Raw genomic sequence first — 23,407 nt, forward strand, 5'->3', positions numbered from 1 at the left:
ACCCTAAACCCCGCTGTTAGGAACGTGGGGTGAGAATTCGCGGACCCTGTGTCGTTGCTGCCACCGTGTGCTCCCAGTGGGCGGCCGGTGCGCCGTCGAGGGTGACCACGGTCCACTCGTCGTCCAGCACCTCGGTTTCAAACCCGCCGCCGAGGATCAGCATCGGCTCGATGCACAGCACGGAGCCCTCTTGGATGACGGGCCCTCGGTTCGGCTTGCCTTCGTTGGCCAAAAACGGGTCCTCGTGCATGGTGCGGCCGATGCCGTGGCCGCCATAGCCGTCGACAATGCCAAGCGAGACACCGAAGCGCTCCTCCGCTGCGTACGTCGCCTGCTCCAGCGCGTGCGAAACGTCGGTGAGCCGCTTGCCCGGTACCATCGCGGCAATCCCCTGCTGCATCACCCATTCGGTTGCCGCATTGAGCTTATCGACGCCTGCCGGTAACTCCCCCACCCCAAACGACCACGCGGAATCCCCCACCCAGCCGTCAAGCGTCGCACCGCAATCGATGGAAACAAGGTCGCCTTCTTCGAGCACGTCTACCTCGTTCGGGATGCCGTGCACCACCACGTCGTTGACCGACGCGCAGATCGAACCCGGAAACCCGTTGTAGCCGAGGAAGGTGGGGTACGCCCCGTGGTCGCGGATCACGGTTTCGGCCACCTGGTCCAGCTCGAGCGTGCTCACACCAGGTTTCGCCGCGGCGCGCACCTCTTTCAGCGCGAGCCCGACGATGCGGCCAGCGGCCTCCATCTTCTCCAGCTGCTCCGGGGTCTTCGCCGGAATTTTGCGTTTGCGCAGTGGCATGGGCGTTGTGTCCTTTAGTCGTCGATAAGCAAAATGCAAAAAGCCGGTGCGAAACACACCGGCCTGCGCGTAAGCGGGCTACTTGCCCAGTGCCTCCATGGTGCGCTGGTTGATCTCGTCCACATCGCCGACAGCATCGATCGAGATGATCGCGTCACCGTAGTGATCAATCAGCGGAGCCGTCTCGTCGCGGTACACACCGAGGCGGGTGCGGATGGTCTCCTCGTTGTCGTCGGCGCGGCCGCGGGCCAGCATGCGCTCCACCACCACGTCCTCATCCACCACGAAGTTCAGGACGCCGTCGAGCTTCTCGCCCTTCTTCGCCAGCAGCTCAGTGAGGATCTCAGCCTGCTCCACAGTGCGCGGGAAGCCGTCCAGCAGGAAGCCGTCGGCCGCATCGTCCTGGTTCAGGCGGTCCTCCACCATGCGGGCGGTGACGTCGGTGGGCACCAGCTTGCCGGCGTCGATGTAGCTCTTCGCCTCAACACCCAGTGGGGTGCCCTCGCCGATGTTGGCGCGGAACAGATCTCCGGTGGAGATGTGGGGAACGCCGAGCTTTTCGGAAAGAATCGCGGCCTGGGTGCCCTTGCCAGCACCGGGAGGGCCAAGGAGAACGAGACGCATTATCGCAACAGTCCTTCGTAGTTGGATTGGAGTAGCTGGGATTCAATTTGCTTCACCGTGGTCAGAGCCACGGACACCATAATCAGGATGGCTGTACCGCCGAAGGCGCTCATACCCATCTGGCCGGAGCCGGTGATACCCGCGTCCATCGCCAGGTTCGGCAACACTGCAATCAGCGCGAGGTAGATCGAGCCGACGAAAAGCAGACGGTTCATTACGTAGCCGAGGTACTCCGCAGTCGGACGGCCCGGACGGATGCCGGGGATGAAGCCACCGTACTTCTTCATGTTCTCCGCCTGCTCCACCGGGTCGTACTGGATGGAGACGTAGAAGTAGGAGAAGAAGATGATCAGCACAACGTAGGTGAGGATGTACTGCCACGAACCCGGGTTCTGCAGCCACGCCATGACGTGGTTCATCCACCAGTTGTCCGGCGGAGTGGGGTTGTTCATGGTGACAATCTGGGTGATGAGCACCGGGACGTACATCAGCGAGGACGCGAAGATCACCGGGATAACGCCGGCCTGGTTCACCTTCAGCGGCAGGTAGGTAGAGGACCCGCCGTACTGGCGGCGGCCCACCATGCGCTTCGCGTACTGCACCGGGATGCGGCGCTGACCCTGCTCGATGAACACGATGCCGATCACGAGCACTATAAGCGCAAGCACCACGAGGGTGAGCGTCATCGCGCCGGAGTTCTGGTAGATGAACACACCCTCGGACGGAATCTGGGTAGCGATACCCGCCATGATGAGCAGGGACATACCGTTGCCCACGCCCTTTTCGGTGATGATCTCGCCGAGCCACATGATGAGCACAGCACCCGAGGTCATGACGATGATCATCATGATCAGCGTCCAGATGTTGCGGTCCTCCACCAGCACAGGCACTCCCTGGCCGAGGAGCTGCTCACGGTCCGCCAGCGCGACAATGCCTGCGGACTGCAGGAGTGCCAGCGCCACGGTGAGGTAACGCGTGTACTGCGTCATCTTCGCCTGGCCGGACTGGCCTTCCTTCTTCAGCTCCTCGAACCGCGGGATCACCACGGTGAGCAGCTGCACGATAATCGACGCCGTAATGTACGGCATGATGCCGATGGCGAAGATGGACAGCTGCAGCAACGCGCCACCAGAGAACAGCCCGATGATGGAGAACATCGTCGCCTGCTCGCCGCGCGAGACCTCTTCGAGCCGTTCGTTGATCAGCGCGTAGTCAACGCCCGGCGTGGGGATTTGGCAGCCGATGCGGTAGAGAATGATCAGCGCAAGGGTGATCATGATCTTCTTGCGAAGATCATGGTCCTTAAACGCCTGAGCAATTGCGGACACAAAGCCTCCTGGCCCCCGCCGCCAGAATTGCAGCCGGGAGATAGTGGACAAATTCATCGGATTCAGGCACGCGGAAACCGCCAGTCCTGATTTGACCCCACTACCCTAGCAGCCACCCCGCAAGAATTGATATTTGAGGTACGCCCTTCCGAGGCACGCTCGCAGATTCACCGGTGCTCGGCAGGTTCTTCACAGCTGCGAACCTGCATTGGTTCTCCTGCGCATGAAAAATCCCCCGCCCGAACCCTCAGCGGGTTCGAATGGGGGATTGTTCGCGCGAGCGCTTGTGCGCGGGACTTAAGGCTTACGCCTCGTCCTGCGGCTCAGCCTCGTTCACCTCGGCGCCGCCCTGAAGCGGGTCGGAGTCGAGCACGCCGCGAGCACCCTCGGTTGCTTCTGCGGCCGGGGTGGCGTCACCCTCAGCAGACTCAACCGGGCCCTCGACGTTCTTGGCCGCGCGCTTGGCGAATGCCTCCGCGTTCGCGGAACCGCCGGCAGCCTCGATCTTCTCAGCCGCGGACTTGGAGAACTTGGTGGCGGTGACGTTGAGCGCGACGTTGATCTCGCCCTCGCCCAGCACCTTCACCGGCTGCTTCGGGCGCACGAGGCCCGCTGCGACGATGTCGGCGATAGCAATGTCGCCGCCCTCCGGGAATGCCTTCGCCAGATCCGCAACGTTGACCACCTGGTACTCGACGCGGTTCGGGTTCTTGAAGCCCTTCAGCTTCGGCAGACGCATGTGCAGCGGCATCTGGCCACCCTCGAAAGCAGCAGAAACCTGCTTACGAGCCTTGGTGCCCTTCGTACCGCGACCAGCGGTCTTACCCTTGGACGCTTCACCGCGACCAACACGGGTCTTGGCTTTGTTGGAGCCCTCTGCAGGGCGCAAATCGTGAAGCTTGATGACATCAGCCATGTGCTTTACTCCTCCCCTGCAACTTCTTCGACATCGACAAGGTGGCGCACCTTGAGGATCTGGCCGCGGACCGCAGCGTTGTCAGGCTTGACAACGCTCTGGCCGATCTTGCGCAGACCGAGGGCCTCGAGGTTAGCGCGGGTAGCCGGCTTTTCGCCGACCTTGCCGTGGTGCAACGTAATCTTCAGTGCCATTGTAATTAGGCCTCCTGTCCTGCGCGTGCGCGCAGCATACGAGCCGGCGCGACATCCTCGACGGCCTTGCCACGCTTTGCGGCGACCTCTTCGGGGCGCACGAGTTGCTTCAGGCCCGCAACGGTTGCCTGAACCACGTTCAGAGCGTTGTCGGAGCCGAGGGACTTCGCCAGGATGTCCTGGATACCAGCGCACTCGAGCACCGGACGGACGGCGCCGCCGGCGATCACACCGGTACCGGGAGCAGCCGGACGCATCATCACGATGCCTGCGGCAGCTTCGCCCTGCACCGGGTGCGGGATGGTGCCACCGATCATCGGGACGCGGAAGAAGTTCTTACGAGCTTCCTCTGCACCCTTCTGAATTGCGGCCGGGACTTCCTTGGCCTTGCCGTAGCCGACGCCAACCATGCCCTCGCCGTCGCCGACAACTACCAGCGCGGTGAAGGACATGTTGCGGCCGCCCTTGACGGTCTTGGCAACGCGGTTGATGGTGATGACGCGCTCGATGTACTTATCGCGCTCGTCGTTCTGGTTGCGGCGGTCATCGCGACGGCCGCCCCGGCCACCGCGCTCGCCACCACGGCCACCGCGGTCGTTGCGGCCCTGGCCGCCGCGCTCGTTGCGGTCGTTGTTGTTGTTCTGGTCCTCGGCGGAGCGTCCGCCGTTGTTCTCGGCCATTACGCGATCCCTCCGTTAATGGTGTTGATTGCGGTGATCATTAGAACTTCAAACCACCTTCACGAGCTGCCTCGGCGAGCGCCTGAACGCGGCCGTGGTACTTGTAGCCAGCGCGGTCGAAGACGATCTCCTCGATGCCGGCGGCCTTTGCACGCTCAGCGACAAGCTGGCCGACCTTGGCGGCCTTGTCCTTCTTGTCGCCCTCCAGGTTGCGCACGTCCGGCTCGATGGACGACGCGGAGACCAGGGTGTGGCCCGCAAGGTCGTCGATGACCTGGACGTGGATGTGGCGAGACGAGCGGTGCACGACGAGACGCGGGGTCTCCGGGGTGCCACGCAGCGTCTTGCGGATGCGGTTGTGGCGGCGCTGACGCGCCTCGCGGCGGCGGGACGAGATGTCCTTGCCCACCGGGGTGCGCTTGGTGTTCTCTGCAGTATTGCTCATGATTACTTACCCGTCTTTCCGACCTTGCGACGGATCTGCTCGCCCTCGTAGCGGATGCCCTTACCCTTGTACGGGTCATCCTTGCGAAGACGGCGGATGTTCGCCGCAATCTGGCCAACCTGCTGCTTGTCGGTGCCCTCGATGGCGAACTTGGTGTTGCCGTCGACGGAGAAGGTGACGCCTTCCGGCGCCTCGATCAGGATCGGGTGCGAGTAGCCGAGGGAGAACTCGAGGTCCTTGCCCTTCTGCTGCACGCGGTAGCCGACGCCGAAGATCTCCATGTTGATCTTGTAGCCCTCGGTCACGCCGACAACGAGGTTGTTGATCAGCGAGCGCGACAGGCCGTGCAGCGAGCGGTTCTGGCGGTGGTCGTCCGGACGGGACACCACGATTTCATTGTCCTCGACGGACGCGGTGATCGGAGCCGGGATGTCCAGGTCCATGGTGCCCTTCGGGCCCTTGACCTCGACGTTCTGGCCGTTAACCTTCACCTCGACACCGTTCGGGATTGCGATGGGTGCGTTACCTACGCGAGACATAGTGTTTCCAACCTCCCTTTACCAGACGTAAGCGAGGACTTCCCCGCCTACACCCTTCTCTTGAGCCTGGCGGTCGGTGAGCAGGCCGTGGGACGTGGAGATGATTGCCACGCCCAGGCCGCCGAGCACCTGCGGCAGGTCGTTGGACTTCGCGTAGACACGCAGACCCGGCTTAGACACGCGGCGCAGGCCTGCAATGGAAGCCTCGCGGGTCGGGCCGTACTTGAGGTCGAGGGTCAGCGACTTGCCCACCTTCTCGTCCTCAACCTTGTAGTCCTCGATGTAGCCTTCCTGCTTCAAGATCTCGGCGATGTTCACCTTGATCTTCGACGAAGGCATAGACACGCTGTCGTGCTGCGCATTTGTAGCGTTGCGCACGCGGGACAGCATGTCCGCGATCGGATCAGTCATGGTCATAAGAGACCGTCTACCTTTCTCGTTGCGGTTCCCACCACCTACTGGCCCGATGCGATTAGCGTCGAGCCGCGTTATCCGCGTGGTCTGTCGGGGGCTACTTCACGCTCCCCACGCTCAGTAACGTGGGGCGCTCGCCGCCTCCCTTGCACGCGGTCCGCATCATGGCGGGGGGCCTGCAACAAAGTTGGATGTGCAAAAAATTGTCGGCTTGCACACGCCGAAGATCCGGCGCGCAAGTCCGACGGTCTAACCTACGCGCATGCTGGGACAATAATCAAATTCGCTGCCTGTTCCGCCTCCAAAGGGTCGCACCGCACTTTAGACTGCGTGCATGACCGAGAGCGCTTCTTCCCTGCACACCCTGCTGTCCACCGTGGAGCGTACCCGTTCCGAGCGCGAGGAGCTCTACCGCTGGTTCCACCAAAACCCGGAGCTTTCCCTGCAGGAGGTCAATACTGCGGCGAAGATCCGCGAGCGTCTCGACGAGCTCGGACTGACCTACTCCCCGGTGGCTGAGACGGGCACGGTGTGCGTGGTGGAAAACGGCGAAGGGCCCATCGTTGCAATCAGGGCTGATATCGACGGCCTGCCGGTGGAGGAAGCGCCCGACAAGGACTACGCCTCCACCGCACGCCAGCTGGATAAGTTCACCGGTGTGGAGAAGCCGACGATGCACGCGTGCGGTCACGACTTTCACATCATGGGTGCCTTGGGCGCCGTGGAAGCCTTCGCCACCAACCGCGACGCGTGGTCCGGCACCTTGGTCGCGGTGTTCCAGCCCGCCGAAGAGCAGTTCGGCGGCGCCGATGTCATGGTGAAAGCAGGCATCGCGGATGTCATGCCGAAGCCCGACGTATTCCTCGCCCAGCACGTCCTGCCGCTGTTGCCTGCCGGCTACGTGGGCACCTGCGTTGGACCGGTGATGTCGGAGGCGAACGCTGGGAAGCTCACGGTGTGGGGCAAGGGCACCCACGGTTCCATGCCGCAGGAAGGCGTTGACCCTGTGCTGCTGGCCGCGCACATTATCACCCGCCTGCACACGCTCGTGCCCCACGAGCTGCCGGCGCGCAACACCGCCGTACTCACCGTCGGCGCAGTGCACGCCGGCGTGAAGTCCAACATCATCTCGGACAAGGCCGAGATGCTTATCAACACCCGAACCTACGCCCGCGGCGACGCGGAGAAGCTGCGCGCGGCGATCGAGCGTGTGGTGCGCGCCGAGTGCGCGGCTGCCGGCAGCCCGAAGGAACCGGAGTGGGAGCCAGCAGAGCACTACCCGCTTACGGACAACGACCCGGAGGTCACCAACCAGGTGCGCGCCGCCTTCGACGCCTACTTCGGCGAGCAGTCCATCGACTTGGACCCGGTCCCGGCCTCCGAGGACTTCTCCTACATTCCGGACGCCTTCGGCACTCCGTACACGTACTGGGGCCTCGGCGCGTTTGCGGACGAATCCACCGCGGCGGCAAACCACTCCCCGCACTTCGTGCCGGATCTGCAGCCCACCCTGGACCGGGCGTCCGAGGCGATGATCGTCGCCGCGGCCGCCTGGCTGTTGAAGTAAGAGCACACAGGGCTTATTAGAACGGCAGTGCTGGCCGCGCCCCGACCCGCGTCTGCCCCAGGTCGGAACGCTCCCCCGCCGCCTTGCCCCGAAGGTAGGCGCCGGGGTCGAAGGAGCGGTTCGTTTCGTGCTGGGAAAGGTAGAAACCTTTAGCCGCCGCGTAGTCGTCGCAGGCACGCGAGGCCCGCTCGAAGTCGTCGATAAGCACTAGTGCATATTCGCTACCTGGCCCTGCTGCCTCCACCTCCGCCTCCGCGAGACGTGCGCGGATCTCTGATGCGTAGCCGGACATGAATGACCGGCGCATGATCACCGTTGATTCCCTCACGTTTCTCGCGCGCACGCGTTGGGCACCTGCAAGCATGACGGGCAGCAGCATGCCGTAGAGCATGTCCACCCGCTCCAGGTGGCACTTCAGGCCGAAAATCGTCGCAGATTCCACTCGCGTGGAGTTGTACACCCTGTGTGTGAACCCGGTGCAGTGCAGCCCCGAGGCGATCGCATGAAGCAGGCCCGCCTGCATCTCGGTGTAGGAATGCTTGAAGGTGTAGGTGCGGTGAGTAACCGCGTCGCCTTCATCAGGCTGGTCCAAATCGCGCTGATCGATGCCGTACTCCGCCATGAGACTGAACGCTTTGGCGTAAAACGTCTCGCCTTCCGGCGTGCCCTCCCTGTCTTTGGCCTGGTTGAGCAGCTTCTGTACTTTCTCCTTGAGCTTCTCGCCGTTGCCCGCCCCGGCCACAGCCGCCGAATGTGTGTGATTGTCTGCGCGCATCGCGCCCACCCCTTTCTCATGTGTCCTCGCGGCCGTTGCGACCGTGTGCGTAATAGTTCTATCGCAGCACCCAGACACCACTCGACGTGCTTGTGGAATTCGGGCGCGCGGGGTTGTGGATAACCAAAGTGTGCGCAGGTAGCCTGACCACATGGCCGAATCACGCACACAGCTCAAAGGCGAGGCGTTCAAGTCGCTTTTACCCATGGTGAAGTACTCAAATGCCAATACGCCCCGAGAGCTCGGGCACTTGATCACGCTCCGGGCGAGCGTGATCAATGACTGCAAGGCGTGCATAGCCACCCACCGGCGCGACGCACGCGGCGATGGCTTTTCCGAGGAAAGGATCCTCGCGGCGGAGGACTGGACGAATCACCCGGGCGTGTTTACGGAGGAGGAGGTGCTCGCCCTGCGGCTCACGGACGCGGTGACGCATATCGACGGCTACGCCTCCGTGCCCGATGAATTGTGGGACGCCTGCGTCGCGGCCTTTGGCGAGGACGGCACGCACAACCTATTGGTGTCCATTTGCACGATCAACGTGTTCAATCGGGTGTCCATCGCCACGCGCACCGACCCGGAGCGCATCGATGGTGCGACGGAGTTCGATTTGCGTTTCTAGCGGGATTGCCGCCCTGATTAGGCTGGTGCTATGGCGAGCAAAACTATCCCTCTCCATGGCATGCATATCGGCACCGGTATGCACCCCACCCTGGACGGGCTGCTCGCCGCGGCGGGCCTGCGCTACCTCGGCGGCTACCCCGGCCTGTACCAGGCGTGCGCCGTGGCGTGCCTGCTCGGCGCGGGCCTTGCGCTGACGGTGCGCTCTTCGCGTTAGCATCGTCCGGGTGAGCAGGTTAAAGCAGAGTTTCGCAGTTACCCGCATCGGCGCCGACGGTACGCGGGATACACGCGCAGGCCAGGTTGAGGTGGAGGAGCCGCTAGAGATCCGCGCCCGCGGCGAAGAGGTCGCGCAGCTCTTCCGTACACCCGGCCACGACATTGAGCTCGCGCACGGCGTGCTGCTCGCCCACGGGTTGATCAAAAGCGCCGCCGACGTGGCCACCGCGCGCTACTGCGAGGGCGCGATTGGCGGGAAGAACACCTACAACCTGTTGGATATCGATCTCGCCCGCCCCGCTGCCCCGCCGCAATTCATCGACCCGATCCCCGCGCAATCGTGCGGCATCTCCGCGGAGCAGCGCGTGCGGGAGCTCGCCGCGAGCCTGCCCGTGCGCCCGGAGTTCATGCCACTCGACCCGGAGGCGGTCTTCGCCGTGCCGTCCCAGCTGAGCAGGCACCGCAAGCGCGCGCTTCCCACCGCCGCGGCGGGTGGCGTGGTGCGCCAGGACATCGGTGCGGTCAATGCGGTGCACAAGCTTGCAGGGCACATGCTTCTCGACGCTTCCGTGCCCGCCGCCGACACCATCCTCGCCGTGGACTCCCGCGTGACGTTCGAGATGATGCGCGCGGCCGCCGCCGCGGGCTTCGGCGCGGTGGTGACTACCGCGGATGTCACCGCCATGGCCGTGGACCTCGCGCGCGAGACGAACACGGTCCTCGTGGGCGAGGCGTCCGCTGAGCGGTTCAGCGTGTACTCGGGCGCCTAGGCCTCGGGGGCTTTGCTGCTGCTTAGCCCACGAACATGCCGGAGGCCTTCACGGCGGTTTCCCACAGGCCGTAGACCAGCAGTAGCACGATCACCACGGCCAATACTCCCGCGACTGCGGTGTGCGCGGCCCCGGAAGTGGCGCGTAGCTTGCCCTGCTCGTCCGTTTGGGCGTTCAGCACCGACGCGCGGTCGGCGTCGATCTTCGCCTGCACCTTCGCCGGATCTTCGAACCACTTGCGCTCGACCGGCTTGACCAGGAAGTTGGCGATGAGGCCCACTGCCAGCAGCGCGCACATGATGTAAAGCGAAAGCTGGTAGAGCTGCGGCCCCTCGTTGCCACGAGCCGCCTGGCGCTCGACCACCATGTTGATAATCAAAGGGCCCGCAACACCAGCGGCCGACCACGCCGTGAGCAGGCGGCCGTGAATGGCGCCCACCTGGTACACGCCGAACAAATCACGCAGGTACGCGGGGATGGTGGCGAACCCGCCGCCGTAAAACGTGAGCAAAATGAGCGCGCTGATGACAAATAGCGCGAGGCTTGTGTGACCCGCGCTCGCAAGGACGAAGTAGAAAATGAACCCCACGCCGAGGTACACCATGTAGATGTTCTTGCGGCCGATGACGTCGGACGCGGACGACCAGATGAAACGCCCACCCATGTTCGCAAGTGAGAGCAGGCCCACGAACCCTGCGGCGGCGGCCGCGGTGAGCGCCGGGTAGTAGTCCTGGATCATCGGCGCGGCGTTTTCCAGAATGCCGATGCCCGCTGTGATGTTGCAGAACAGGATTACCCACAGGCACCAGAACTGTGGCGTGCGAATCGCATTGGCGGCGCTGACGTTCGCGCCGGCAATAGCGACTTTCGACGGCTTGTTCAGACGCGGTGCCCCGGACGGCGTCCAGTCGGGGTGCGGCAGGCGGATGCAGTACGCGCCCATCGCAATCACCGCCGCGTATACGAGCGCAAGCGTAATGAAGGTGGGCTGCAAGCCAGCTGCACGGTCGGCGATTTCGGTGCCGCCGCCGAAAGCTTCCATGAGCCGGTTCGATGCCGGGGAGGCGATCAGCGCGCCGCCGCCGAAGCCCATGATGGCAAGGCCGGTGGCAAGGCCTGGCCGGTCAGGGAACCACTTCATCAGTGTGGACACCGGCGAAATGTAGCCGATGCCTAAGCCAATGCCGCCGATGAAACCGTAGCCGAAGTACACCAGCCACAGGTTGCCGGTGCTAATACCCAGGGTGGCCACGAAGAAGCCGATCACCCACAGCGTGCCGGAGACCGCCATCGAGGCGCGCGGGCCGACCTTTTCCACCCACGAACCGAACAGTGCGGAGGAGATACCGAGCATCCCGATGGCCAGGGAGAAGATCCACCCCACCGCGACCTCGCCGACGCCGAAGTGCTCCATCATCGGCTTCTTGAATACAGAGAACCCGTACACCTGGCCGATGGAAAGGTGGATGGCCAGTGCCGCGGGGACGATGAGCCAGCGGTTAAAAGTCTTCGGCGCAATGATCGCGCTGCGGGAGAAAAATGACATGGAGTCCCCTACTAAGCATATGTATTTAATACGACGGGGATAATATCCCAACCTTCATGGTGGCGGTTAATCGTGCTTCGAGGAACCCTCCAGCGTCCCCGCCTGAAGTATTTCGGAATCAAATTCAGCATCCAGGGGTTTTGTAATCCCATCCGTAACATCTCGCCTCAGTTGCAAAAGGCACCCCGAAAAACACGAAACCTCCGGCCCAAAAGGGCCGGAGGTACTCGCCAGGCAGAAGCCAACGCTTATGCGCGCTTCATCTTGCCGTCCTTGTCCGCGAACGGGAAGCCGAGGTGGCGCAGGAGCGCGCGGCCCTCGTCGTCGTTCGTGGCGGTGGTCACGAGCGTGATGTCCATGCCGCGCACGCGATCGATCTTGTCGATGTCGATCTCGTAGAACATGGTCTGCTCGGACAGGCCGAAGGTGTAGTTGCCGTTACCGTCGAACTGCTTGTCGTTCAGGCCGCGGAAGTCGCGAATACGCGGCAGAGCCACGGTGAGCAGGCGATCCAGGAACTCCCACATGCGGTCGCCGCGCAGGGTCACCTTCGCGCCGATCGGCATGCCCTCACGGAGCTTGAAGTTCGCAATAGACTTCTTTGCGCGGCGCAGCTGCGGCTTCTGGCCGGTGATAGCGGCGAGGTCCTCGAGGGCACCGTTGATCACCTTGGAGTCGCGAGCAGCGTCGCCGACACCCATGTTCACCACGATCTTGGTCAGACCGGGGATCTGCATGACGTTGTCGTAGCCGAACTCCTCGTTCAGCTTGCCGCGAATCTCGTCCTGGTAGCGGGTCTTGAGACGCGGGGTGTAGTTCTGAATGCTCTCAGTCATTAGATGTCCTTCCCGTTCGTCTTGGCCACGCGGTACTTCTTGCCGTCCTCGTCGAAGCGGTAGCCGATGCGGGTCGGCTTGCCGTCGGAGTCGAGGATCATCACGTTGGACACGTGAATCGGCGCTTCCTGGGTCACGATGCCGCCGGACTCGGTGCCACGCTCGGTGTAGGAGTTCGCGACGTGCTTCTTGATGCGGTTGACACCCTCGACGAGGACCTTCTCGCGCTTCGGGTACGCCTCAATGACGCGACCCTGAGCACCCTTGTCCTTGCCGGCGATGACCTGAACCATATCGCCCTTCTTGATCTTCATAAGTTAGATCACCTCCGGTGCGAGAGACACGATCTTCATGAACTTCTTGTCGCGAAGCTCACGTGCCACCGGGCCGAAGATACGGGTGCCGCGCGGCTCAGTGTCGTTCTTGATAAGGACAGCGGCGTTCTCGTCGAACGCGATGTAGGAACCGTCCGGACGACGGGTCTCCTTCTTCGCGCGAACAATGACGGCGCGAACGACCTCGCCCTCCTTGACGTTGCCGCCCGGGGCAGCTTCCTTCACGGTGGCGACGATCGTGTCGCCGATGCCGGCGAAGCGTCGGACAGAGCCGCCGAGGACGCGGATGCACAGCAGCTCGCGTGCACCCGTGTTGTCGGCGACCTTCAGACGCGATTCTTGCTGAATCACAGTTGGTCTCCTGACCTGGATCAATGTGCGCCAGATTTCCGTCCTGCACGCACGTGGTCAATTGCTTTCGGAGCCTATTGCTCATCGACGAACGGTTGCGCACCGTCGAAGGGTCTCGGCAACGACACTCGGAAACGCGCGTCGCAACCGACCAGCAGTAGACAACTGGGGTATTAAAGCACGACCTGGGGCGTTTGCCCAAATCGCTCCGCGTATTTTGCCGCGCATACGGTACGGCACCGAATTCGGGGACCTACATGTGAAGATGCGGATCCATCCGCTGATGGAGGATACGAACAATGATGACGTCTCCCTCATGCCGGGTGTAGAACACCAGGTGCCTCCCCACTGCGAAAGAACGCATCCCGTTTCCAAGATCTGGTCGAGCCTTCCCCACCCCCGGATCATGATCGATGGACTCAAAGCCGCCCCGAAGTTTGCCCACATAGAGGTAAGCCTGATCAGCTTCCCAGGTCTCCAGCGTGTAGTCCCTGATCTGATCCAGGTCGCGCTTCGCCTGAACAGTGAACTTATACACCGGAGGCCTTGATATCCGCCATGTACTGGTCCATGTCAAATGGCTCAGCTATGCCACTATCCAACCCCTGTCGCAGAGCCCCCCGCAACAGTTCGAGCTGCTCTTCGCGCTCCTCCAGAAGCCTGAGACCCGCGCGGAGCACCTCGCTGGCCGACGCATAGCGGTCGGTCGCTAATTGCGCTGCCACGAACCGGTCGAAGTGATCGCCGAGCGTTACGGAGGTGTTCCTAGCCATGCGACGAGAGTACCACTTTTGGGTATTCTGCCACGCTGGCCAACCCCACCGAGCGCAACCCCATCCGCTGCCGTACATTCGTCCCGGTGAGCTTCCACGAGTCAGCCCCGAAATCCATCCAGAACAAACTCGACCTTTTCAGCCAAGAACCGGCGCGATTCGCGGTGAGGGCGATGCTCGCGGGAGTGTTCCTGGGCATCATGACGGCGTTCGCCGCGAACACCGCAACGGCGGCCGAGTCCATGGTGCCCGGGTTGGGTAGGTACGCGTTCGCCTCCATCTTCGCAACAACCCTGTACGTCATTGTGGTGCTACAGGGAGAGCTTGCCACCGGCGACATGATGTTCATGACGTATGGGGCGATTCACAAGAAGAACACGCTGCGCAGGGGCTTCGCCATCGTGTGCTTTGTCACCCTGTTCAACCTCATCGGCGGCGTGCTCATCACCTCCATGATCGCCTCGACAACAATTGGCGAGGCAGTGACAACGGATAGCTTTATCTACCAGTTGATGGTGGCCAAACTCGAAAAGCCGAGCGGGAAGCTCCTCATCGAGGCGATCCTGGCCAACATCGTGGTCAACATCGCGTTCATGCTGACAACGCAGGCGGACAAGGACTACACGGCCAAGCTGCTCGGTGTCATCGTGATCGTCCCGGCGTTCGCGGCGATGAGCTACGAGCATTCCATCGCCAACTTCGTCCTGACATCGCTAACCGGCTTCGAGTTCGGACCGGAAAATATCCCCGGCTACACCTTCGCGAATGTGGCGCGCCACTGGAGCATTGTGTGGGTGGGCAACTTCATCGGCGGCGGGCTGATCATGGGCGGCATTTACGGCTGGCTGAACCTGACCAAGACAAACTACAAGGACTAGCCGGCGAGCTACCCAGCCCCCGTGTCGTCCGGGCATGGAAGAATGAGCCGGGTGACTACCTCTTCGCCCAACACCACCGAGGTCATCGATGCGGTCCGCGCCGTGCGCGATGCCGTCGCCGACACGTCCCTGCCCACGGATGCGACTCCGGAAGCCAGGGCGGTGATTAACCAGTTCGACGATTACATCCTGCCCCGCCTTGCCAATCTGGATGCGCCGCTGCTCGCCGTCATCGGCGGTTCCACCGGATCCGGCAAGTCCACGCTCGTCAACGCGCTGCTGCGCGAGCGGGTGTCTAATCCCGGCGTCATCCGCCCCACCACCCGGCAGCCGGTGCTGGTGGCAAATCCGGGGGATGCCGAGTGGTTCAACTCCCCGCAGGTCCTGCCGGGTCTCACCCGCTCCCACGGAGCGGGCAACGAGCAGTCCACCACGCTGCGGGTGGTGGAGACGGGCAGCGTGCCCGGGGGCTTAGCGCTGCTCGACGCCCCGGATTTCGACTCCATCGACGATGCGAACCGCGCCTTGGCTTCGCAGTTGCTCGCCGCCGCCGACCTGTGGATCTTCGTCACCACCCCGGCGCGCTACGCGGACCAGCTGGTGTGGAACTTTCTCAACGACGCGGCGTCGCGCGGCATCGAGGTGGTTGTGGTGCTCAACCGGCTCGACGAGGTTGCCGCGCAGACGGTGCCGGACGACTTAAGGCGCATGATGTCCGAGGCGGGGCTCGAATCGGCGCAGGTGTTTGAGGTGCCGTTTGTGAAGGATCTGGGCGGGGAGGCGAACCCGGACGAGTTTCTCGGTGAAGGGTTGGTCGCACCGTTGCGGGACTATCTCACGCAGCTTGCCGACGATACGGCCACCCGGCGCGACGTGGCCGGCAAGACCGTCGCGGGCGCCGTGGATGGTGCGCTGAACCGCGTGGACCAGCTTGCGCAGCGCCGGGAGCGCCAGGAGGCGTTCGGCAACCAGATCGACGAGACGATCACCGAGCATTACCGCGGCGCGAACCGGCACGTCATCGACGCCACCTCGGACGGCAAGCTGCTGCGCCAGGAAGTGATGGACCGCTGGCAGGACGTGGTGGGAACCTCGGACGTAATCCGCGGGTTTGAACGCTGGTTCTCCCAAGCCGTGGACAAGGTGGGCAGCTTCTTCACCGGTGAGCCCGCTCCGCTGCGCGAGGTGGAAACCGAGCTCGAGCACGGCCTGCACGCTGTGATCGTGGACGCCGCCGACACGGCCGCGGCACGCTCCTGGTCGCACCTGGGCGCGGTGGCCCCGCAGCTGCGCGAAGACGCGGACCAGGCGTTGGCGCGGGCGAGCGCGGACATCGACGCGCAAGCGGCCCAGCTGGTGCGGGACTGGCAGCAAAGCCTGCTCGAGCGCATTCAGGGCACCGCCGGCGAGAAGCGCCAGCGGGCCCGCGTGATGTCGCTCGGCCTCAACGTGGTCACCGTGGCGCTCATGCTGGTGGTCTTTTCCACCACCGCGGGCCTGACCGGCGGCGAGGTGGCTATTGCGGGCGGGTCCGCGGTGGTGGGCCAGAAGCTTTTGGAAACCATTTTCGGCGAGGATACGGTACGCCGCATGGCCACCGAGGCGCGCAACGACCTCAACGAGCGCCTCACCGCACTGTTCGATGCGGAGCGCGCCCGCTACTTCGAGGTGACGGACCCGCTGCTGGAGGGTGCCACGGCGCAGCATATACAGGAAACCGCCGATGCTGCCCGCGGCCTGGTCAACGAGAAATTCCTCGGCATCCGCCCGGCGGTTCACGCACCGGCCGTGGTCGAGGACGATATCCAGCAAAGCTTCGAGACGGGCACGCTGCGCGGTTTGTTCGACCAGCTGAGGGGGACATTCGGCAATGGCAATCTTTAAAAAGAAACCCACCCTCACCGAGCGGCTCGAAGCCCTCGAGGACGCCGCCGAGATCGGCCGGGGCTACCTGGGCCAGCAGCAGTTGGACCGCCTCGAGCACGTCGCCCGCGCGGGCAACGAGCGCCGCGCGCTGTCCGCCGAGCACACCGTAGTGGGCTTTTTCGGCGCCACCGGATCGGGTAAAACTTCCCTCTTCAACGCGGTAGTCGGCGAGGATTTGGGCAAGGCCGCGGCGCGCCGCCCCACCACCTCGTCCCCGCTTGCCGCAATCTGGGAGCCCGCGGGCTCTGAGGAGCTGTTGGACTGGCTCGGTGTGGAGGACCGCCGCGAGCGCGCGGGCGAGTTCGCCCCCGGCGCGGGCCCGCTCATCCTGCTGGACCTCCCTGACTTCGACTCCGTCGAGGTGTCCAACCGGGAGATCGCCACGCGCCTTGCGGGGCAGGTGGACGTGCTGGTGTGGGTCACGGACCCCGAGAAGTACGCCGACAGCGTCATCCACGATCAATTCATCCGCCCGCACGCCACGCACTCCGAGGTCACGCTTGCGGTGCTGAACAAGGCGGATCTGCTCGCTGCCGGCGATGTGGGCACGGTTGCGGGCAGCTTCGAGCAATTGCTTATCGACGACGGCTTGCGCAACATCACCGTCATCCCCACCTCCACCCTCACCGGTGAGGGCATTGAGCGCTTGCGCGGCGCGATCGCCAAGGTGGCGCGGGCCCATACTGCGCAGACCGCCCGCATCGAGGCTGACATTCAGGCCGTGACGCGGGACCTCGCCGCGCCTGCCAGCGAGGCAACGCGGGCCCCGGCGAAGCAGGCCAAGCGCGAGCTGGATGCCGCGCTCACCCAAGCCGCCGACGCCGACCGTATCGCGGAGACTACCGCAGCTGCCTACCGCAAGCGGCTGCACGAGCGCACCGGGTGGCTGGTAACCAGCTGGATTACCCGCTTCAAGCCGGACCCGCTACGCAGGCTGGGTCTTCGCGAGGACGCCGACGAGGTCGGGGTGCACCGCACGTCCATGCCGGAGCTCGACGCCGCTTCGAAGGCCGTGGCCAACCGTGGCCTGCGCGATTACGCCGCGGACGCTGCGGCTGGGCTACCCCCGGCGTGGGAGGCGGCCGTAGCCGACCGCGCCGATGAAGTCTCGCAAGCACTTCCCGCGGAGTTGGACCGGGCGGTGGCGCGGACGAGGTTGCCCGCGGAGCCGTCGAAAAGCTGGAGCCTGCTCACTGTGCTGCAGTGGCTGTTCCTACTCGCCGCGCTGCTCGGCGTGATCTGGTACTTGCTCGTTGCGTTCGTGCCCGGCATCCTCACCCCGCTGCTGGGCGCCGACCTTGTGCCGCAGGTGGAAGGGTGGCCGATTCCGACGCTGCTCATCCTCGCCGGACTGCTCGGCGGGCTTGTGGTGGGCCTTATCACCGCGGTGTTCGGCGGGCTGATCGGCTCGAGCGTGAAGCGGCGCACCCGCGCCGCGTTACAGAGAGAGGTCGCGACGATGTCGGAGACCGTTGTGGTGGAGCCGCTGGCGAAGGTGCGCGGCGACTACGAGCGCTTCAACGAGCAGCTCGCCATCGCCGCAGCGTAACCGCTTACATATCCCACCCGGACCTACCTGGATCCCCGCTTCCGCAACAAGCCGGTGTTATTGCAAAACCGGAGTACGGCAATTACAGTTATTACAGATAATCAGTTAGCGGTTTCGGTCTGGAGGGAGCGAGCATGTCGAACGCTGTCATCGCACAACTTGAAAGCCAGAGTCTTACTCAAGAGGAAATTGCGGGCCTGCGCGACTTCATTGCTTCCGCCCCAGATTCGAACCTCGCCCTGTTATTGGAGTCCATTCTGGTCGCTTTGAACGAGGGGCAAACGATCAACGTCCTCGCAGATGATGCCGAGGTCTCTCCTAACGAGGCTGCGAAGCTGCTGAAAATGAGCCGCCCGCACCTGCTGAAGTTTATGCGTGACGGCGATCTCCCATTTCACATGGTCGGGTCTCACCAGCGCATCAAAATGTCCGACCTGCGGAATTTCATGCAAGTCCGCGACGCAGGCGCCCGGATTCTGGCTGAGGCACTTCACGGCAACAACACCAGCGCCGACCCCCTGCAAGAGCCTTTTACGCATGAAGAAATGGACGAACTCAAGGATCTGTAACCGAGCGGAGGTAGGCGCGCAATGCTTCGGCATAGGGTTCGAGCCGTTCACAGTCGGGGCAGATCGGCAAATGGCCATGGGTTTTGTCATCGCCGATTGGCACCCACCACTTGCCGCAGACGGCTCGGATGGCATTCCCCGTTACATATGCCTCCGCGAGAGAACCTTTAGTCGAATAGTGAAGCTTGTCGGGAGGAGGAGGGGCAAAATCCGCCACACGTAGAGATTCGCGGGGAATATCGAGTATGGCAATAAGGTCCGCACGTGAAATTCCGATGTTAAGCACGTAGGTCGGCCCTGCGTATGCCTCCATCATTCCTTCGTCGACACGCAGCAATCGTTGTAACACACAAGTGAAAGATTGCAGTTCCTCATAGTTGTCGTGCCAGTTGGTGATTCGGATAGATAAAATGTCGATTTCATCATGGGCAGACTCAACGTCCCATGTATCGAACGAAGAAGTGTCAATCCCGAGCGCGATCTTCAACGATCCGGCCTGAATCTCCCCCTGTTCGCCAAGAACGACGGCTTGTTTAATTGCCGTCAACGTCTCCGTGATTAACAATTTTTCAAACTCTTGTCGCTTCTGAACAGCTTTCTGGAGATTCAGAATGCGCAAATCCAGTTTGCTCGGTCCTAGCGTTCCCGCCGCACGCATACTGGAAATGACGGTTTTTGCTTCCGCGTGAAAATGATCATGGCTGTCTGCGTAAACCAGCCAAGCTTCTTCCCCTCCGTCGTGGATTACAGCCCCTCGCCAAGCGGATCCCCCCGTGTCGCGTGTTTCGAAAATCGGGAAATTGAAAGCCTTCAATCTCTCGAAAATCCCCCTGTCAAAACGAGCTTGAGCATATTCGACTAGGGCGACTTCCATTTGAGCGTGCGCAACCGCCTCACGAAGGTACTGCAACTTTATTTCGTTTTCCGTGGCACGTTGTGCGCACTGGTACGCCATCGATGTTTTGTTCGGCAGTTTTCCCGAACCTGCCAGAACTTTAAGCACCTTTATCGTGGGCCGCACCGAAACCATGTGCTTAGGTTACCCGCCGCCACGACGCGAACCTCCTCGTCTTCGGTACCGTCGGGACCATCACTATCCGCAATCGCGAAAGGATGGCTCCATGACAGGCCGCGCTTACAGCCAAATCCCCAACGTTCTCTCAATCGCCGGCACCGACCCGACTGGCGGCGCCGGGATCCAGGCGGACTTGAAGTCCATCGCCGCCGCGGGAGGTTTCGGCATGTGCGTGGTCACTTCCCTGGTCGCGCAGAACACGCAGGGCGTTCGCGAGATCCACACCCCGCCGCAGGCGTTCCTTGAAGCGCAGCTCGCCTCCGTCTTCGACGATGTGGAGGTCGACGCGGTGAAGATCGGCATGCTCGGCGATGCGAAAACCACCAAGACCGTCTCCGATTTCCTCAAGCGCCGTCGCGTGCCCGTCGTAGTCGTGGACCCGGTGATGGTGGCAACCAGCGGCGATCGCCTGCTCACCCAGGATGCCGAGGAGGCGCTGCGCCAGTTTGTGAAGGATCACGCCACCGTGGTCACCCCGAACATTCCGGAGCTCGCCGTACTCACCCAGAATGAGCCTGCCGAAGATTTCGACACCGCAGTAGAGCAGGGCAAGGAGTACGCCAACGCGACCGGGGTGGCTGTGCTGGTAAAAGGCGGCCACCTTGAATCCGGCGCCGCGTCGAACGCCCTTGTACAGCCGGACGGCGTGGTCCACGTCGCGGGGGTTCCGCGTGTGGACACCAAGAACACCCATGGCACGGGCTGCTCACTGTCGTCTGCGCTTGCCACTCGCCTGGCCCTCGGCGACCGCTCCCCCGCCGCTGCGAACGACGCAGTGACGTGGACTTCCGAGTGGCTGCACGAGGCGATCGCCCACGCCGATGACCTGAACGTGGGCCAGGGTCACGGCCCGGTGCATCACTTCCACCGCCTCTACCGCCAGGCTGGCCCGGTACGGTAGGCGCGCGGTCCCCCATGATCACCGTCTACGGAGAAGCGCTCGTCGACCTCGTGCCGTCCTCGCCGCACCCGCTCGCGCCGCTCACACCGGCGCTCGGCGGCGGCCCGTTTAACGTCGCCCGCGCTCTTGGGCGCATGGGTTCGCAGGTGTCGTTCCAGTCGCGCTTGTCCGCGGATGCGTTCGGGGAGGCGCTTCGCACTTCGCTTATCGACGTTGGCGTGGACCTTTCCCACTGCCCCACCGGTAACGAACCCACGTCCTTGGCGGTGGCTTCCCTCGCGGAGAACGGCTCGGCGTCGTACACCTTCTACGTCGACGGCACTGCCGATCGCCTCGCGGAACCCGTGCCGGTTTCCGCCGGGTACGCGGTTTTTGGGACGCTGTCGCTGGCACTGGAGCCAGCGTCGCTGCGCTATGCGGCCGCCGCGCGCGAGTCCGCGGATTTGGGCGCGGTGGTGTGCCTGGATCCGAACATCCGCCCCGCCTTCGCGTCTGAAAAACACCGCCTTTTTCTGCGCGGCATGTTGGAGAACGTGACGGTGCTCAAGCTTTCGGACGAGGAGGTGGGCTTCATTGGCGACACCGCCCACGTTCCCGTAGTAGTGACCACCTTGGGAGGTAAGGGCATCTCGGTGCGCGCGCCGTTCGGCTCCGTCACAGTGCCCTCCATTGAGGTAGAGGTGGCGGACACGATTGGCGCGGGCGACACCGTGATGGCCGCGCTCGTGCACGAATTCGACCGCCGTGGGCTCGACCTCGCGGGGCTCCTCTCCCTGGGCGAGGAAGAGTGGCGCGAGATTCTTCAGTTCGCCGCTCGCGCCGCGTCGATCACCGTCTCACGCCCCGGCGCCGACACACCGCACGCCCACGAGTTGGCCGGATCGAGGTAGCTGGCTACTCCACCGTGACGGACTTCGCCAGGTTCCGCGGTTGGTCCACGTTCAAGCCGCGCGCCTCGGCAACAGCACAAGCGAACATCTGCAGCGGGATGGTGGACAGCAGCGGCTGCATGAGGCCTGCTGATTCCGGGATACGGATGATGTGGTCGGCGTACGGCACGACATCCTCGTCGCCGTCCTCTGCAATCACGACGGTTACCGCGCCGCGTGCGCGGACCTCCTGGATGTTGGACACGACCTTGGCGTGCAGGTTGTTCCGGGACTTCTTGCTCGGCACGATGATGAACACCGGCTGGCCTTCCTCCACCAGTGCAATCGGGCCGTGCTTCAGCTCACCGGCCGCGAAGCCCTCGGAGTGCAGGTAGGCCACTTCCTTGAGCTTCAGTGCGCCCTCTAGCGCCACCGGGAAGCCGACATGGCGGCCGAGGAAGAGCACCGACTTCGAGTCTGCGAGCTCCTCGCCCAGAGTGCGCACCTGTCCCCCGCGATCAAGCACCTGCTGGATCTTCTCCGGCATGGCCTGGAGCTCGTCGATAATTGCCCTGATCTCGTCGGCGTACTTGTTGCCGCGCACCTGCGCGAGGTACAGGGCGAGCAGGTAGGCGGCCACGATCTGGGAGATGAACGCCTTCGTGGACGCCACGGCGATCTCGGGTCCGGCGTAGGTGTACAGCAACGCATCGGCCTCTCGCGGGATGGAGGCACCCACGGTGTTGCAGATCGCGATGACCTTCGCGCCCTGCTCGCGGGCGTGGCGCACCGCCATGAGCGTGTCCATGGTCTCGCCAGACTGAGATACGGCGACTACCAGGGTGTTCTGGTCCACGATCGGGTCGCGGTAGCGGAATTCGTGCGCGAGCTCGACCTCCGTGGGGATGCGGCACCAGTGCTCGATGGCGTAACGCGCAACCTGACCCGCGTAGGCGGCGGTGCCGCAGGCCACGATGATGATCTTGTTGATGGAGCGCAGCAGGGACTCGTCGATACGCAGCTCGTCCAGCGTGAGCTTGCCTTGGGCGTCGAAGCGGCCGTAGAGGGTGTCGCGCACGGCGGCCGGCTGATCGTGGATCTCCTTTTCCATGAAGGAGTTGAAGCCACCCTTCTCGGCGGCAGTGATGTCCCACTCCACGCGGAACGGCTTCGCTTCGGCGCGCGCGCCGTTGAAGTCGGTCACCTCGTAGCTGTCCGGGGTGAGGGTGACAATTTGGCCGTTGTCCATCTCCACGGCGTCGCGGGTGAACTCGATGAAGCCGGAGACATCCGAGGACAGGAAGTTCTCGCCCTCGCCAACGCCGATGACCAGCGGTGAGTTCCAGCGCGCGGCCACGATTCGGTCCGGGTGCTCGGCTTCGATGGCCAGCAGGGTGAACGCGCCTTCGAGGCGGTTTGCGGTGAGCTGCATCGCTTTAGTGAGGTCGCGTTCGGCGGCGGACACGTAGACGTCGTAAAGCAATGTGCCCGCGACCTCGGTGTCCGTGTCGGAGGCGAACACATAGCCCTTATCGACGAGCTCCGCTTTCAGCGCCGCGAAATTCTCAATGATGCCGTTGTGCACAACCGCCATGGAGCCGTCGCCCACAACGTGCGGGTGCGCATTCTCATCCGTCGGCCCGCCGTGGGTGGCCCAGCGTGTGTGGCCGATACCCAGGTTCGAGGCAGCGAGCGGGTTGTCCGCGATCTCCGCCTCTAAGTCGGCGACCTTGCCCGCCTTCTTGCGGCACGCGATAGCGTTGCCCTGGGCGACGGCGACACCAGCGGAGTCGTAGCCGCGGTACTCAAGCCTGCGCAGGCCCTCGATGATCACATTCTTCGCGTCGCGGTCCCCTCCTACGGGCCCGACATATCCGACGATTCCACACATGGGGAAAA

At 63.4% G+C, this 23,407-nt stretch carries 26 protein-coding genes and 2 pseudogenes; 10 read left to right on the plus strand and 18 right to left on the minus strand.

Annotated features, from left to right (window positions below):
• Positions 1–16: 16 nt before the first annotated feature.
• The 9 genes and pseudogenes from map to rpsH all read right to left on the minus strand — a co-directional run bounded on the left by map (position 17) and on the right by rpsH (position 5,951).
• Complete coding sequence (gene map, locus HWX32_RS09060) at positions 17–808, minus strand: type I methionyl aminopeptidase (RefSeq protein WP_175935609.1); 792 nt, start codon at positions 806–808, stop codon at positions 17–19.
• 78 nt (positions 809–886) lie between these two features.
• The gene (locus HWX32_RS09065) at positions 887–1,432 is read right to left on the minus strand and encodes an adenylate kinase (protein ID WP_075469165.1); all 546 of its coding nucleotides are present in this window, start codon (positions 1,430–1,432) and stop codon (positions 887–889) included.
• Complete coding sequence (gene secY / locus HWX32_RS09070) at positions 1,432–2,760, minus strand: preprotein translocase subunit SecY (RefSeq protein ID WP_175935610.1); 1,329 nt, start codon at positions 2,758–2,760, stop codon at positions 1,432–1,434. Before secY ends, HWX32_RS09065 begins: the two co-directional genes overlap by 1 nt.
• A 475-nt stretch (positions 2,761–3,235) precedes the next feature.
• Positions 3,236–3,676 (minus strand): annotated as a pseudogene (gene rplO / locus HWX32_RS09075) (50S ribosomal protein L15); the annotation flags it as partial.
• Positions 3,677–3,681: 5 nt separating this feature from the next.
• A complete protein-coding gene (gene rpmD, locus HWX32_RS09080) occupies positions 3,682–3,870 on the minus strand; it encodes a 50S ribosomal protein L30 (protein WP_075469162.1) in 189 nt (62 codons plus the stop codon).
• 5 nt (positions 3,871–3,875) lie between these two features.
• Positions 3,876–4,550: a 30S ribosomal protein S5 gene (rpsE, locus tag HWX32_RS09085; protein WP_075469161.1), complete on the minus strand. Its 675-nt coding sequence runs from the start codon at positions 4,548–4,550 to the stop codon at positions 3,876–3,878.
• 40 nt (positions 4,551–4,590) lie between these two features.
• Positions 4,591–4,995, minus strand: coding sequence for a 50S ribosomal protein L18 (rplR, locus tag HWX32_RS09090; protein ID WP_075469160.1), 405 nt, complete (start codon positions 4,993–4,995; stop codon positions 4,591–4,593).
• A 2-nt stretch (positions 4,996–4,997) separates the two neighbouring features.
• Positions 4,998–5,534, minus strand: a complete 537-nt coding sequence (gene rplF / locus HWX32_RS09095; protein ID WP_075469159.1) for a 50S ribosomal protein L6 — start codon at positions 5,532–5,534, stop codon at positions 4,998–5,000.
• An 18-nt stretch (positions 5,535–5,552) separates the two neighbouring features.
• Positions 5,553–5,951, minus strand: coding sequence for a 30S ribosomal protein S8 (gene rpsH, locus HWX32_RS09100; protein ID WP_075469158.1), 399 nt, complete (start codon positions 5,949–5,951; stop codon positions 5,553–5,555).
• Positions 5,952–6,282: 331 nt separating this feature from the next.
• Between rpsH and HWX32_RS09105 the strand changes: the two genes are divergently transcribed.
• A complete protein-coding gene (locus tag HWX32_RS09105) occupies positions 6,283–7,515 on the plus strand; it encodes an amidohydrolase (protein ID WP_175935611.1) in 1,233 nt (410 codons plus the stop codon).
• A gap of 16 nt (positions 7,516–7,531) precedes the next feature.
• On the opposite strand, the gene HWX32_RS09110 is transcribed toward HWX32_RS09105, so the two are convergent.
• Entirely contained in the window at positions 7,532–8,290 is a 759-nt protein-coding gene (locus HWX32_RS09110; protein WP_175935612.1) for a DUF2786 domain-containing protein, read from the minus strand.
• 151 nt (positions 8,291–8,441) lie between these two features.
• Between HWX32_RS09110 and HWX32_RS09115 the strand changes: the two genes are divergently transcribed.
• Genes HWX32_RS09115 through HWX32_RS09125 form a run of 3 tightly spaced genes read left to right on the plus strand, consistent with a single transcriptional unit; the run spans position 8,442 to position 9,900 of the window.
• A complete protein-coding gene (locus HWX32_RS09115) occupies positions 8,442–8,912 on the plus strand; it encodes a carboxymuconolactone decarboxylase family protein (RefSeq protein ID WP_175935613.1) in 471 nt (156 codons plus the stop codon).
• 30 nt (positions 8,913–8,942) lie between these two features.
• On the plus strand, positions 8,943–9,128 hold the full coding sequence (locus HWX32_RS09120; RefSeq protein ID WP_175935614.1) for a hypothetical protein: 186 nt from the start codon (positions 8,943–8,945) through the stop codon (positions 9,126–9,128).
• A 10-nt stretch (positions 9,129–9,138) separates the two neighbouring features.
• Positions 9,139–9,900: a formate dehydrogenase accessory sulfurtransferase FdhD gene (locus HWX32_RS09125; RefSeq protein WP_175935615.1), complete on the plus strand. Its 762-nt coding sequence runs from the start codon at positions 9,139–9,141 to the stop codon at positions 9,898–9,900.
• Between the two features lie 22 nt (positions 9,901–9,922).
• Here the strand turns inward: HWX32_RS09125 and HWX32_RS09130 are convergent, their stop codons facing one another.
• From HWX32_RS09130 to HWX32_RS09155, 6 genes are all read right to left on the minus strand, one after another.
• Positions 9,923–11,446, minus strand: coding sequence for an OFA family MFS transporter (locus tag HWX32_RS09130; RefSeq protein ID WP_175935616.1), 1,524 nt, complete (start codon positions 11,444–11,446; stop codon positions 9,923–9,925).
• 248 nt (positions 11,447–11,694) lie between these two features.
• On the minus strand, positions 11,695–12,282 hold the full coding sequence (gene rplE / locus HWX32_RS09135) for a 50S ribosomal protein L5 (protein WP_075469152.1): 588 nt from the start codon (positions 12,280–12,282) through the stop codon (positions 11,695–11,697).
• A complete protein-coding gene (rplX, locus tag HWX32_RS09140) occupies positions 12,282–12,596 on the minus strand; it encodes a 50S ribosomal protein L24 (protein WP_175935617.1) in 315 nt (104 codons plus the stop codon). The genes rplE and rplX overlap by 1 nt, the downstream gene beginning before the upstream one ends.
• A 3-nt stretch (positions 12,597–12,599) precedes the next feature.
• Positions 12,600–12,968: a 50S ribosomal protein L14 gene (gene rplN / locus HWX32_RS09145; protein ID WP_075469150.1), complete on the minus strand. Its 369-nt coding sequence runs from the start codon at positions 12,966–12,968 to the stop codon at positions 12,600–12,602.
• A gap of 253 nt (positions 12,969–13,221) precedes the next feature.
• The gene (locus tag HWX32_RS09150; protein ID WP_175935618.1) at positions 13,222–13,506 is read right to left on the minus strand and encodes a type II toxin-antitoxin system RelE/ParE family toxin; all 285 of its coding nucleotides are present in this window, start codon (positions 13,504–13,506) and stop codon (positions 13,222–13,224) included.
• On the minus strand, positions 13,499–13,741 hold the full coding sequence (locus HWX32_RS09155; protein WP_175935619.1) for a type II toxin-antitoxin system ParD family antitoxin: 243 nt from the start codon (positions 13,739–13,741) through the stop codon (positions 13,499–13,501). Before HWX32_RS09155 ends, HWX32_RS09150 begins: the two co-directional genes overlap by 8 nt.
• Before the next feature lie 86 nt (positions 13,742–13,827).
• Here HWX32_RS09155 and HWX32_RS09160 point away from each other — a divergent pair, with 86 nt between their 5' ends.
• From HWX32_RS09160 to HWX32_RS09175, 4 genes are all read left to right on the plus strand, one after another.
• Positions 13,828–14,619 carry a formate/nitrite transporter family protein gene (locus HWX32_RS09160; protein WP_175935620.1) on the plus strand — a complete coding sequence of 264 codons (792 nt, stop codon included), beginning with the start codon at positions 13,828–13,830 and terminating at the stop codon, positions 14,617–14,619.
• Between the two features lie 51 nt (positions 14,620–14,670).
• Positions 14,671–16,503: a GTPase domain-containing protein gene (locus HWX32_RS09165; protein WP_254868379.1), complete on the plus strand. Its 1,833-nt coding sequence runs from the start codon at positions 14,671–14,673 to the stop codon at positions 16,501–16,503.
• Positions 16,490–18,094 carry a GTPase gene (locus tag HWX32_RS09170; protein ID WP_254868381.1) on the plus strand — a complete coding sequence of 535 codons (1,605 nt, stop codon included), beginning with the start codon at positions 16,490–16,492 and terminating at the stop codon, positions 18,092–18,094. The genes HWX32_RS09165 and HWX32_RS09170 overlap by 14 nt, the downstream gene beginning before the upstream one ends.
• A gap of 134 nt (positions 18,095–18,228) precedes the next feature.
• Positions 18,229–18,663, plus strand: coding sequence for a helix-turn-helix domain-containing protein (locus HWX32_RS09175; protein WP_175935622.1), 435 nt, complete (start codon positions 18,229–18,231; stop codon positions 18,661–18,663).
• Here HWX32_RS09175 and HWX32_RS09180 read toward each other — a convergent pair.
• Entirely contained in the window at positions 18,650–19,693 is a 1,044-nt protein-coding gene (locus HWX32_RS09180; protein WP_175935623.1) for a DUF3039 domain-containing protein, read from the minus strand. The two genes, HWX32_RS09175 and HWX32_RS09180, sit on opposite strands and share 14 nt — an antisense overlap.
• A gap of 91 nt (positions 19,694–19,784) precedes the next feature.
• Here HWX32_RS09180 and thiD point away from each other — a divergent pair.
• A pseudogene (gene thiD / locus HWX32_RS09185) lies at positions 19,785–20,609 on the plus strand (bifunctional hydroxymethylpyrimidine kinase/phosphomethylpyrimidine kinase); the annotation flags it as partial.
• A gap of 44 nt (positions 20,610–20,653) precedes the next feature.
• The gene (locus HWX32_RS09190) at positions 20,654–21,529 is read left to right on the plus strand and encodes a carbohydrate kinase (RefSeq protein ID WP_175935625.1); all 876 of its coding nucleotides are present in this window, start codon (positions 20,654–20,656) and stop codon (positions 21,527–21,529) included.
• 4 nt (positions 21,530–21,533) lie between these two features.
• Here the strand turns inward: HWX32_RS09190 and glmS are convergent, their stop codons facing one another.
• Entirely contained in the window at positions 21,534–23,399 is a 1,866-nt protein-coding gene (gene glmS / locus HWX32_RS09195) for a glutamine--fructose-6-phosphate transaminase (isomerizing) (RefSeq protein WP_175935626.1), read from the minus strand.
• Positions 23,400–23,407 lie beyond the last annotated feature (8 nt).

Origin of the sequence: Corynebacterium sp. Marseille-P4321 (assembly GCF_903645305.1) — a bacterium.
In the GTDB taxonomy this organism is placed as follows: Bacteria; Actinomycetota; Actinomycetes; order Mycobacteriales; family Mycobacteriaceae; genus Corynebacterium.